The organism is Moritella sp. F3 (assembly GCF_015082335.1).
Lineage (GTDB): Bacteria > Pseudomonadota > Gammaproteobacteria > Enterobacterales > Moritellaceae > Moritella.
In genome coordinates this window covers 1-12,383 of the sequence record NZ_BLRL01000008.1, presented here as the reverse complement: position 1 = coordinate 12,383, position 12,383 = coordinate 1, and the positions used below count along the sequence as shown (strand labels likewise).

Sequence of the window (12,383 nt, the reverse complement as noted above, 5' to 3'; positions counted from 1 at the left end):
CTTACAAGAAGTCATCACCACCGCCTCCACCGAGCATTATTTCACCACTGTCAGCTAAGCGACGAGCAATAGACAAGATCTCTTTCTGAGCCGATTCAACTTCACTAACGCGGATAGGTCCCATCGCTTCAAGATCGTCTTCAAGCATTTCAACTTGACGTTTCGACATGTTTTTGAAGATCTTATCTTTCAGCTGATCATCCGCACCTTTCAGTGCTTTTTGTAACTGTTCTTGTGATACTTCACGTAGTAAAGCTTGAATACCACGGTCATCAACATCGATAAGGTTTTCGAATACAAACATAAGGTCTTGGATCTGCTGACTGATCTCTTCATCTGACTCACGAATTGCATCCATTAACTGACCTTCGATATTGGTATCAAGGTAATTCATAATATTGGCAGCAGCTTTCAGGCCGCCCATCTTCGCGGCTTGTGCGCCAGATTGACCAGCAAACTGTTTCTCCATGATCTCGTTTAATTCATGTAGTGCCGCAGGTTGTACTTCTTCTAGATTAGCAATACGCATCATTAAGTCGATACGCACCTTGTCTTGGAATTGCGATAAGATCTCAGCTGATTGCTCAGGCTCTAAATAAGACAGTACAATAGTTTGGATCTGCGGATGCTCATTATGAATGATATTCGCTACCTGACGTGCATCCATCCATTTCAATGAATCAAGTCCTTTCGCGCCACTGCCCATGATGATTTGGTCAACAAGGTTACCAGCTTTGTCTGCGCCGAGCGCGGCTGTTAAGGCGTTACGAACGAAGTCTTCACTGCCCACACCAATATTAGTGAACTTTTGGATATCATCAATAAACGCGCGATGTACACCCGCCACTTTAACCTGAGAAAAATCTTTCATCGATGCCATCGCCATACCCAAGCGCTGTACTTGTTTTGGCTCTAACTGACGAAAAATAGTCGCCGCATCATCTTCATTCAAACTCAACATTAAGATCGCAGAACGCTCAATGCCCGTTAAGGTACTCGCATCAAACTTCTCGACCGTTGCTACTTGTTTATTCGAATTAGGCATCTTCTATCATCCATTCTTTTATTACTAATGCAGTTAAGTCAGGTTCGTTGGCAACCAATGCGCGAACGGCTTCTAGTAAATCTTCATCTTTATGTAAGTTCGGTAATTGTAAATGACCACTGCGCATCGCAAAGTCAGTATCACCATCGGTATCCGCGGTAAGCAACTGCATATCTTCATCATTTTCAATCGCGCTAATACCTAAATCTAGATCTTCTGTGCTTTCTTCTGGTTCGTTGTTAATTAAACGCTTAATCATAGGACGAATAATCGCCATAATTAATACCACGATCACAATCAGACTTGCGACGATACGCACGGCGCGCCAAAACCATTCTTCTTCCCAGATAGGTAAATCAGCCATCGCCGCTAATTCCGGACGATTAAACGGTATCGCAACAACTTCTAAGCTATCACCACGATTAACATTGAAACCAACACCACCTTGTAATACGCGGCGAATATTAGCAATTTCTGCTTGGCTACGCGGTTCTCTTACTAAGGTACCATCGGCACCAGTACTGTTGATGTAGTCGACCGCAACCGAGACACTTAAGCGCTGGATAACACCGCTTTGTGATTTGGTATGGCTGATCGTCGTATCGAGTTCATAATTTCGCGTTGATTCTTTTTGTGACTGACCAATAGGACGGGCGGCCGCATTAGCTTCGCCAGCCTCTTCAGGAATGTCGGCATCTAATGGCGGTTGATTGGTTAATGCGCCAGGGATACCTTGATTACCATTACCGATCGATTGGCGCTCAAGTAACATTTCACTGCGTACTGCCGGTAAATCAGGATTAAAACGTTTTTGAGTTTGCTCTGTTACGCTAAAGTCCATCGACACATCAACTTCAGCGGTATAGTTACTCACCCCTAATATTGGGATCAGAATTGAATCTATTTTTTCACGGTACTCACGCTCATGATTTTTGACCATCTCAAATTCGCGGCGACCTTTCGCAGCTAACATGTCTTGACTACCCGAATTCAACAGGCGACCATTTTGATCTGTTAATGTCACACGTGTCGGTTCTAAGCCTTGGACGGCAGAAGCAACTAACTGCACCATAGAATCAATATTTTCTTGAGAAATAGCACTGCTATTACGTACTGTTAATACAACCGTTGCACTGGGTTTCTTTTCGCGTTTAGCAAATACATTTTCTTTCGGGATAGCGAGTAGTACTTGTGCTTTAGACACGTGCTTAAATTCTTCTAATGCACGCGATATTTGACGTTCACGGCCGAGTTTTAAACGCTCACGTTCAACCCGCTGACTGACACCAAAGCCCATATCTTTCATTAAGATATCGTCACCTTGTAATTCTGCAGTGGCTAATCCAGAACGGCGTAAGTTAAGTTTAATGTCTTGATATTGTTCTGCTGGCACAGACACAGTATCACCATTAATTTTATATTCTACTTTCTGTTGATCTAAAAATTCGAGTGTTTCAATAAGCTCTGCTGTTTGATACGTGCCTAACGGACGCATTTCAGGCTCTTTACCCCAAAGTAAAATAAAGACCACTAAAGTTAGCGAGATAGCTAATGCTAAGATGAGAATAATTTGGCGTAAGACATCAGAGTTAGAAAAAAAGCCAAATGCAGAGCTTTTTTGTTCGTTTTCATCTAATTGCGCTAAATCGTTACTCATATCGCTATTGTTTGCGATACCTGTATTTGAAGCTGTATCAGCCACAGCAGTACTCCTTTACCCGAGATTAAACAGGCATGCTCATTATTTCTTTATAAGATTCGATCAGTTTATTGCGAACCTGCACCGTAGCATCGAAAGCCACCCCAGATTTTTGCGATGCTATCATAACATCACTTAGGGATACACTGCGATCCCCTTGATCAAATCGAGTGCGCAAATCGCCCGTATTCTGTTGTAATCCGTTCACATTATCCATTGCTTGCTGCAACATATCACCAAAATTAGCCGATGTCGTGCTCGGTGCTTTTACCGCGGTTGGATCTGTTTCAAATTTAGTCGCTTGTAACGACATGCTTTGCATTTCAGAGTAAAGGTTGTTGGCTGCGATATTCATGGATTATCCTTGGTTGTCATATTTTTGACCTACTCGACTAATTTTGTCGCTAATCAAGTAAAGCAATTGTTATGCCAACAAAAAAAGGCCGCAATTTCAATGAATTGCGGCCTTTAAATAACATCTAACATTAATTAAGCGGGGATTTCAATTCCTTGCTCACGCATTTTTGCTAATTTATAGCGTAAAGTACGTGGACTAATACCGAGTTTTTCTGATACGTCCTTGCGCACGCCGTGACAACCAATCAAGGTTTCCAGAATAATTTGATATTCTTGCTGACGTAATTCATTACCTAAAGGTTCAGTTGGCATTGTCACTCTGCGAACTGGAGTTTCAGTCTTAACCTCCAGTTGTGGTGCCACGCAATCATCCATTGATAAGGTGAAATCGGCAGCAGTAAAATCTTCTAAAATCAAATCTTCAGTCTTAACTTGCCCATCAACCGCTAAAATCATCGCTCGTTGAATAACATTGTCTAATTCACGGACATTACCTGGCCAGTGATAAATCTGTAATTTCGCTTTTGCACATTCAAGTAATTCCAATGTTGGCATATTATTTTGCTTACAGTGTAGTTTTAATAAGTGCTCGGCAATCGGCAGAATATCGCCTTTACGTTCAGTTAGTGGTAACCAAGCTAATGGAAATACATTTAAGCGATAATATAAATCTTCTCTGAACTCACCGTTCGCCACAGCTTGCTTCATGTTACGGTTACTGGTGGCAATAACGCGCACATTTAATTTAATCGTTTTACGGCTACCGAGTCGTTCCACTTCACGTTCTTGTAATACCCGTAATAATTTAACTTGCAGGGCTAAATTCATCTCTGATATTTCATCAAGCAAGATAGTACCGTTCTGCGCTTGCTCAAACTTACCAGGACACGCCTGGATAGCCCCTGTAAATGCGCCTTTCTCGTAGCCGAACAACGTCGCTTCAAGCATATTATCAGGGATCGCAGCACAGTTAATTGCAACATATGGGCCATCGAACCGCATCGAATTATCATGGATATAACGTGATAATACTTCTTTACCTGTACCACTTGGGCCAGTCACCATCACAGTCGCATCTGATTTAGCCACTTTACGCGCCAAATTCAACAACTGCTCGGTTTTTACATCGCCATAGCAAGGTGTACGTTTAACTTCTTTTTGTGGCGGTACATAACGACCAACCTGATTAATCAATACTTCAGGTGAGAACGGCTTACCGATGTAATCCACAGCACCACTACGCATTGCTGTTACAGCGTCATCTACTTTGGCATACGCTGTCATCAACAACACAGGTAAATCAGGATGCTTTTGTTTAATATTGTGTAGTAATGTTAACCCGCTCATACCGCCCATTTGGACATCGCTCACGACCATATCATAGGTTTTTTTACCCAATGCAATCAGTGCGCCTTCGCCGCTATCAACTTCATCACATTCGTAACCAGCCATTAATAAGGTATCAACCAAGGCTTCACGAAGACCTAAATCATCTTCAACAACAAGAATTTGAGAATGGGACATACTATTATCCACCTATTACCATTGGTTGCGGTTCTGCTACGCGATGTAGCGGTACGATTATACTAAAACTACTGCCTTCACCTTCAGTTGAATCTAACTTCAAACGACCTTGGTGGGCTTTAACGACACTTTGCACCACTGCAAGGCCAAGACCTGTACCTTGTGATTTAGTGGTAAAGAACGGTTCTAAGATTTGTGCTTGCATATGCTTGGCAATACCGGGGCCATCATCGGTCACAACAATAGCCACGTCATCATCACCTGAACGGATTGCAGATATCGCTAAACTAGCGCCTTGACCACAAGCGTGCAGCGCATTTTGTATTAAGTTACCAATCGCGCTAGAAAGTGCATTGCGATTAGCTAAAATGAGTAGATCTGGTTCCGGTAGCGTCACTTGCATCTTGCTGCTCGTCTGCAACATCATCGCTTCACTGCCCGCTTGCACCTGGACTAATAGATTTTGTAGCGAAATCTCTTCAACCACTAAATCTTTACCAGTTCGCGCAAACAAGAGCATGTCATTCACCTGGTTTTCCAGATCATTAAGACGTTGAATAAGTTTGCTTTGAAAACGCTGTCTTGATGCCGGTGGTAGATTGGGGTTAGCCAGATTAGAACCATATAATAATGCTGCCGATAATGGCGTACGAATTTGATGTGCTAATGACGCGACCATACGACCCAATGACGACAATTGCTTCATGTGACTAACACGTTCTTGTAAATGGCGGGTATAGGTTAAGTCTGTCAGCATGATTAATTGCCCAGGCTGGGAACCAAGCGTGGTAATTGAAAGCTGCACTTTACAGCCATTCTTCAACGAGACTTCATGACCATCGTCTTCTTTCGGGGTAAACGCACGTTGAATAACATCCATCCAGCGGGAATCCATTAGCGGCTCACCAAGTAACTGCACGGCAACTTTATTGACTTCAATGACAATACCGTTGCCATCAAGAATAACTAACCCAGACGGCAGTGCTTCTACTAACTTTTCGCTACGATCTTTGTGTGCTCGTAATGCTGCTAATTCGCCGGGATAAGATTCTTGTACCATGGTAGTACTCCGCTAAAAAATTGACTCATGCGTAATAATGCATTTAGTGTGCCAATAAATTAAACTTTGTAATACCTTGTTTTAATTTACAATATTAAATTTAAAACGAAAAAAGCCCAACATAATGTTGAGCTTTTTACTTAGATATTCTGCCTGAGCCTTTTATTTAAGCTTCTTTTTGTAATCCATACTTACGCATTTTTTCAACCAAAGTGGTACGGCGCATACCCAGTTGATCTGCAGCTCGCGCGACTACATGGGTCTGTTGATCTAGCGCTTGCTTGATCATATCGATTTCAAATTCAGCCAACATCTCTTTCAGGTTAACCCCCGCTTCAGGCAAGCTACTTGGCATAGAGAAAAAGCCATCTTCTTGTGGCTCTTCTTCAACATTAGCAAAGATTTCATCGCTGAACATCGCAGAGATAGCATCACGCTCGGCCAACTCACTTGGCACATCATGACTATTCACCTGACTTTCACCCGCATCGTTATAGCGGTATTTCGCGGGTAAATCACCAAGATCAACGATACTGCCCGATGTCATGATAAGTAAACGCTCAATCAGATTCGATAATTCACGTACATTACCAGGCCATGAATGCTGCATTAACGATTCCATCGCCCGCTGGGTAAATAAGATCGTGGCATCATGTTCTACTTCGTGACGACGTAATAATTCTTGAATCAATAATGGAATATCATCGGGACGCTCACGCAGTGCCGGACTTTCAATTGGGAATACATTCAAACGATAAAATAGATCTTCACGGAATTCTCCGTCAGTGATCATTTTTTCTAAATTTCGGTGTGTTGCTGCAATCACACGCACATCGGCTTTAATTGCTTTACTGCCGCCCACGCGCTCGAAAACACGCTCTTGTAATACGCGTAATAGTTTTACTTGCATTGGTTGCGGCATATCACCAATTTCATCGAGAAATAGTGTGCCACCGCTCGCTAGCTCAAAACGACCTTTACGTGCAGAAAAAGCGCCGGTAAATGCGCCTTTTTCGTGGCCAAATAATTCACTTTCTAACAATTCAGCCGGAATAGCACCACAGTTAACGGGTACAAAAGGACCGTCGTTGCGTGATGATGCATCATGGATGGAACGCGCAATGACTTCTTTACCCGTCCCCGACTCACCTAGCACTAATACATTAGCGCCCTTGGTCGCGACTTGTGTGATTAAGTGACGCACACTTTGAATTGCATCGCCACGGCCCACTAATTGCTTAATAAGTGCTTTTGAGGCCGCTGGTGATTGACCCAACTTACTCGATACGCATTGACGATAAGATTGGCAACGTCCAAGTAGCAGTGTCAATTGTTGGTAAGATAAAGGCAATTCGATATGACCAATTAAGTTACCTTGCTCTGATGATTTACCTTCTGTGCCAAAAGTTAAAAACGGATTCATTGGATTGGCATCAAGTAACGCAGAGAAGTCCTTTTCTGAGTAACTGTCTGAAGAAACAATAACGCTGTTTGCAGCAAGATCGATCTTCGCACTAATGTCGAAATGAGAATCGTAACTCTGCCAGCCTTCGCCAAGAAAAGACAAGATCGTTTCTAAATTTTGTCTGCGTTCAATATTCTCATCAATTACAAAAACTGACTTAGTAGTATCCATATTACAGCCTGTGCTAAACCTTACTTAAACTTAAAAGAGTTAACCACTTTAACTGTTAACTAGATAATAGCTAATCGTCAAAGTGTGTCAAAAACCAACATCCGCCAATTAATTGACATGGCTATAGTACACATTCCTAAAACAAGATGAAACAGTCACAAGAATTAATTAGAAGGTAGGATAAAAATAGTCAGTGCTATATCACAATATCGGCAGACTGAGCCGCAGATTATAACAAATCAGTATTATAAGTAAGCACGTGATAACTAAGTATGAGTAACAAGCGCATAAGGCTTAGCCGGCCTCATGCACTTAGTCATATACTTAACCTTCACCAAACTCCTCTGTCAGCTCTACGATTTGGTAATGACTGCCATTAAGCCCCCAAAATTCAGGTAATGTCGTAGCCACCGCTATCGAAGACCAAGTTCCCACAATCAAACCAATGAACATTGCCGTAGAGAAACCATCTAAAGGACCGCCACCCAATAACCATAAAGCAGAAACCGTCATGAGTGTCGTACCTGATGTCACCATAGTACGTGATATCGTCGCCGCAATAGCTTGGTTATTCGCATCAGCTATCGCTAATGTCGGTTTTAAAATAAGTAACTCGCGAATACGATCACCGATAATAATCGAATCATTTAATGAATAGCCGATAATCGCTAATATCGCCGCAAATACCGTCAAGTTAAACTCAAGTTGTAATGCCGCAAATACACCAAGCACAAACAGCACATCGTGTACCAAAGCAAATAGCGCACCCGACGCCAAACGCCACTCAAAACGATAACTGAGATATGCCATGATACAAAGCATCGATACTAACAGTGCTAAGCCACCTTGCTCCGCTAACTCTGCGCCAACTTGAGAACCAACGATACTGGTATTTAGTACCTCAATATTCGTCCCTAATGGTGCCAGTACATCGCTCATATTGGCAATACTCACACCTGCTGCAGGCTCTGCATAGCGTAATATCCAACGTCCCACTTCCCCGCCTTCAATCACACTGACATTTTGATCTAATGCCGATTGTAGTAACGGGGATATTTCACTCATGGTGATACTCGGATCAAGTTGTACTTCAGTGATCACACCACCAGTAAAATCAAGCCCCCAATTCAAGCCATTAATACTAATGAAGGCCATCGAAATCAGCATAAAAACAACTGAGATAGCGCTGCTGAAATAACGTAATCTACTGTATTTATTGCTATTGTTAAATTTTCTCATGTTGATAGTCATCATACTTATACCTTCAAGTCATGACGAGTATCACGACCCCATATTTTATTAATTAAAGCGCGTGATACGATGATCCCAGTAAACATACTGGTCAAGATACCTAGCCCAAGTGTTAACGCAAAACCTTGTACAGGCCCTTGGCCAATTGAATACAACACAACAGCAATAATTAACGTCGTAATGTTGGCATCAATAATGGTACTAAAGGCACTATCAAAACCACTATTAATCGCTTGTGCAAAGCTGCGCCCTTCGCGTAACTTGTCTCGAATACGTTCAAACACCAGTACATTGGTATCGACAGCCATACCCACTGTTAGCACTAACCCTGCAATACCTGGTAGCGTTAATACCGCGCCAGGGATCAAGGCCAATAAGCCAAACAGCATGACGATATTAGCCACTAAAGCAACATTCGCCACCCAGCCTAAACGGCGATACCACAGCGCCATAAATACCAAAGTTAATCCTAAGCCAAGTGCCAGTGCAGAAAAGCCATTTTGAATGTTTTCGGCACCCAACGAAGGGCCAATCGTTCTTTCTTCAACAATAGTGACAGGTGCAGTCAACGAACCCGCACGAAGTAATAATGCCAATTCTTGCGCATCAGCCATACTTCCAGCACCAGTGATCCTGAACTGACTACCAAGTTGTGCTTGGATAGTCGCCACGCTAATCACGTTATTGGTTTTTTTAGTTGAACCATCGGTATTACGGCTGTACTCACTGTAAAGCGTGGCCATTGGATTACCAATGTTATGCTTGGTGAAGTCAGACATTTTCTTGCCGCCAGCATTGTCTAACGTGATATTTACTTGGGCTGCGCCCATTTCGCCCACATTAGCTCGCGCATCGATAATATGCTCACCGCCCAATATGGCGTCACGGGCAATGCGTATTGGTGCACCATCATTATTACTGACAACCATGCTGCCACTGCTGATTGATTTAAGTTCATGGAATGCAAGACTGGCTGTCGCGCCAATAACATTTTTAGCGGTAGCAGGGTCTTGTACACCAGGTAATTCAATACGAATACGGTGCTCACCTTGGCGTTGCACCATCGCCTCGGTAATACCTAACTCTGCAATACGGCTGCGCATTGTTTGTAAGTTCTGCTGCACGGTGAGATTTACAATATCGGTTTTTTCAGATTGCGGCATACCCACTTCAACGAATAACCCCGAGCTTTGCATTACTTTCCATTGCGGATAGGTCGTTTCAATCTGTTTTAGTAAGGCTACTTTAGCTTCATCTGTTGGTAAGTTTAGTTGCAGGCGGTTTTCATCGTTGATATTGATCCTAACGCCACGCAGACCCTGTTCACGAAAATCAATACGCAAATTATCAAGTAACTGTTGAGCTCTGATATTGAATACCGGTTCCATATCAACATCGAGCAAGAACTGCACACCACCACGTAAATCTAAGCCTAACTTGATCGGCTTCAACCCCATGTTTTGCAACCAGGATGGCGCAGCAGATACCAAGGATAAGGTAATATCATCATCCGCAGGTAAAATGCTTTCCAGTATTGCCTTTGCCCGTGTTTGACTGCTGTTTTCTGCCAATACAATGGTGGTTTTATCGCCTTCTTGATCGATACGCGTCACCGTAATATCATTATTTTCAAGGGTTTGCTTAAGTGTATGGATTGCTGTTTTTTGTGCTTGCTGATGATTAATTTGCAACGCAGGGGATTCACCATATAAAGTCGGAATAGCGCTGAGCAACATAACTAAAAGAGTGCAGATTAAGACCACATATTTCCAACCCGCATAGTGGTTAAGTAACTTACGTTGTACTTTTGTATTTGATTTTTTTGTCATTTGATAACTGTCCATCAATGCCTTCTCGCTATATCAGAAACAGATATAGGAAATTGATGTATAAAGATTTATATAGACTGCTACATAATGTAGTTACATAAAGCGTTTATACAATGCTGGCATACTGGTGATTAACTTGCGTATAGTTCCTGACAATAACGTAATGTAACGCGCTAGCATGGCAGGAATAAATAGGCAGATAAAGCAACAAAAAGGCAGTATGTTTAATACTTACATTTCTGTTTAAACAGATGTCATCACAGTGGGGTATTGGCGGTGAGAATATAATAAATTACAATCTTTCCAACCAGATATACGCGATTTAGAAGAGGACGTATTCGTTAACCAGTATTGCTCAAAATTGAAGTTAACCGCATAGCCGATCACAAAAGAAGGTGATGGCGGAATCGATAATTCAATCTCGACTTGATAGTCCGGTTCAGGGTTGTTTAGCAGTAAACGGCCGGCACTGCTGTAACGGGTCGTTTCCGTTAAAGCAAATTCATAATTATGGCGTGTTTTCGATGAAATTGGCGGTTGTTCTGATTCACCAAGATCTTGGTTAACGCCAGTATCTTCGTTCGCATACACAAATAGGGATGTAGGCGAGAATGATGACAGTAATGTTGCTGATAGTGTTACCGGTGCCGTTTTCGATACTGCTAGCTGCGTATTAGCCTGAGCATTAAAGCCCACAACTATAATAAAAAGCAGAGTAAAGCATCGTACAAACCGAGCTAACATAGAACATAATCAATCATAAAAGATAATGACATATCATATATCACTATTGTTTAAAGAGACAAGGATTATTTTAAACGTCAGAAAGCAAAAAAGGCTTACCGTTAGGTAAGCCTTTTTCTAAATTTGGTGCCCGAGGCCGGAATTGAACCGGCACGCCTATTAAGCGAGGGATTTTAAATCCCTTGTGTCTACCGATTTCACCACTCGGGCTGAGTGATAAACTGTTAAGCTGCTGCCTAACCGGATATGCGCTTACTTTACCTGATTATCATATCGAGTCAATATAAAATATTAAACATAAGTTAAATGGTTGAAAATGCGCCCTAATTGTTCATTTATCATCTAGCAATCATCAGAAACAATCCTAATATCATAACCATCAAGAGAATAGGCTGAAGCGTATTCAACGTGACACTTATAATTACCCTGCTCTATTTCTTGTTGCTTATTAGCCCATTGCACAGGAATGATCTTCAAAAAGTAACCATCGACAAACACAAACTGGCTATCAATTAACCCCATCGCGGATTTAAAGTTAAGGTTTGTGACAACATCATTTTCAACAGGGCTATAAAGTGGATATCCCCACTCCATATACAGTCTTGTACCATCCGCAGTATTAATAAAATAATGTCCCAGCTCAATATCCCAATGAGGATGACCATTACAGTCTGCAAAACAGTCCTTACTAATGGGAATATTATCCAGCTGAGCTCTTAAAAAAGCGATCTTACTCTGCTCTTCTAGTTGCGCAGCAATACCCGATAAGGTTGCAATCTTAGCATCACGTTGTAAATTGATAAATTGAGGGATCGCAACACTAGCTAAAATAGCTAATACAATAATAACAATGACCAACTCGATTAATGTAAACCCTGTAGATTTACTTTGTATTTGATTCTTCACTCACCATCCATAAAGTATTTTATATTAAATAATAGCCCTATTATACGTGTGGTTTAATAAAATTAAATAACCGCTAACAATATAATCAACGTATGTGTGTAAAGAATAATAGACAGGATGGCGTTTCAATTAATACCTAAATATAAATCATTGAATGGATGAGGTAACAGTTAGATACGAAGAAGTCATATGATTAACATTTACTAAATTACAGACATAAAAAAACCAGCTATAAGCTGGTTTTTTTATTATTAGTTGGTGCCCGAGGCCGGAATTGAACCGGCACGCCTATTAAGCGAGGGATTTTAAATCCCTTGTGTCTACCGATTTCA

The 12,383-nt window shown here is 41.7% G+C and carries 10 protein-coding genes and 1 tRNA gene; all 11 read right to left on the bottom strand.

Annotated features, from left to right (window positions below; genetic code table 11):
• Window position 1: 1 nt before the first annotated feature.
• Window positions 2-1,045, bottom strand: a complete 1,044-nt coding sequence (fliG, locus tag JFU56_RS14120) for a flagellar motor switch protein FliG (RefSeq protein ID WP_198437933.1) — start codon at window positions 1,043-1,045, stop codon at window positions 2-4.
• The gene (gene fliF, locus JFU56_RS14115; RefSeq protein WP_198437932.1) at window positions 1,038-2,747 is read right to left on the bottom strand and encodes a flagellar basal-body MS-ring/collar protein FliF; all 1,710 of its coding nucleotides are present in this window, start codon (window positions 2,745-2,747) and stop codon (window positions 1,038-1,040) included. The genes fliG and fliF overlap by 8 nt, the downstream gene beginning before the upstream one ends.
• 22 nt (window positions 2,748-2,769) lie before the next feature.
• Window positions 2,770-3,099 carry a flagellar hook-basal body complex protein FliE gene (fliE, locus tag JFU56_RS14110; RefSeq protein ID WP_198437931.1) on the bottom strand — a complete coding sequence of 110 codons (330 nt, stop codon included), beginning with the start codon at window positions 3,097-3,099 and terminating at the stop codon, window positions 2,770-2,772.
• Window positions 3,100-3,233: 134 nt separating this feature from the next.
• Window positions 3,234-4,625 carry a sigma-54 dependent transcriptional regulator gene (locus tag JFU56_RS14105; RefSeq protein WP_198437930.1) on the bottom strand — a complete coding sequence of 464 codons (1,392 nt, stop codon included), beginning with the start codon at window positions 4,623-4,625 and terminating at the stop codon, window positions 3,234-3,236.
• Between the two features lie 4 nt (window positions 4,626-4,629).
• The gene (locus tag JFU56_RS14100) at window positions 4,630-5,685 is read right to left on the bottom strand and encodes a PAS domain-containing sensor histidine kinase (protein ID WP_198437929.1); all 1,056 of its coding nucleotides are present in this window, start codon (window positions 5,683-5,685) and stop codon (window positions 4,630-4,632) included.
• Window positions 5,686-5,851: 166 nt separating this feature from the next.
• Window positions 5,852-7,321: a sigma-54 dependent transcriptional regulator gene (locus JFU56_RS14095; RefSeq protein ID WP_198437928.1), complete on the bottom strand. Its 1,470-nt coding sequence runs from the start codon at window positions 7,319-7,321 to the stop codon at window positions 5,852-5,854.
• 324 nt (window positions 7,322-7,645) lie between these two features.
• Complete coding sequence (gene secF / locus JFU56_RS14090; RefSeq protein WP_198437927.1) at window positions 7,646-8,575, bottom strand: protein translocase subunit SecF; 930 nt, start codon at window positions 8,573-8,575, stop codon at window positions 7,646-7,648.
• A gap of 2 nt (window positions 8,576-8,577) precedes the next feature.
• On the bottom strand, window positions 8,578-10,416 hold the full coding sequence (secD, locus tag JFU56_RS14085; RefSeq protein ID WP_374221048.1) for a protein translocase subunit SecD: 1,839 nt from the start codon (window positions 10,414-10,416) through the stop codon (window positions 8,578-8,580).
• 228 nt (window positions 10,417-10,644) lie between these two features.
• Window positions 10,645-11,145: a hypothetical protein gene (locus JFU56_RS14080; protein WP_198437925.1), complete on the bottom strand. Its 501-nt coding sequence runs from the start codon at window positions 11,143-11,145 to the stop codon at window positions 10,645-10,647.
• 124 nt (window positions 11,146-11,269) lie between these two features.
• Window positions 11,270-11,355, bottom strand: a tRNA-Leu gene (locus tag JFU56_RS14075).
• Window positions 11,356-11,487: 132 nt separating this feature from the next.
• Window positions 11,488-12,051: a type IV pilin protein gene (locus JFU56_RS23200; RefSeq protein ID WP_305798249.1), complete on the bottom strand. Its 564-nt coding sequence runs from the start codon at window positions 12,049-12,051 to the stop codon at window positions 11,488-11,490.
• Window positions 12,052-12,383 lie beyond the last annotated feature (332 nt).

Coding starts and splice junctions, on each gene's coding strand:
- fliG (WP_198437933.1), bottom strand. CDS start 1,045: ATGCCTAATTCGAATAAACAAGTAGCAACGGTCGAGAAGTTTGATGCG.
- fliE (WP_198437931.1), bottom strand. CDS start 3,099: ATGAATATCGCAGCCAACAACCTTTACTCTGAAATGCAAAGCATGTCG.
- JFU56_RS14105 (WP_198437930.1), bottom strand. CDS start 4,625: ATGTCCCATTCTCAAATTCTTGTTGTTGAAGATGATTTAGGTCTTCGT.
- JFU56_RS14100 (WP_198437929.1), bottom strand. CDS start 5,685: ATGGTACAAGAATCTTATCCCGGCGAATTAGCAGCATTACGAGCACAC.
- JFU56_RS14095 (WP_198437928.1), bottom strand. CDS start 7,321: ATGGATACTACTAAGTCAGTTTTTGTAATTGATGAGAATATTGAACGC.
- secF (WP_198437927.1), bottom strand. CDS start 8,575: ATGATGACTATCAACATGAGAAAATTTAACAATAGCAATAAATACAGT.
- secD (WP_374221048.1), bottom strand. CDS start 10,416: ATGGACAGTTATCAAATGACAAAAAAATCAAATACAAAAGTACAACGT.
- JFU56_RS14080 (WP_198437925.1), bottom strand. CDS start 11,145: ATGTTAGCTCGGTTTGTACGATGCTTTACTCTGCTTTTTATTATAGTT.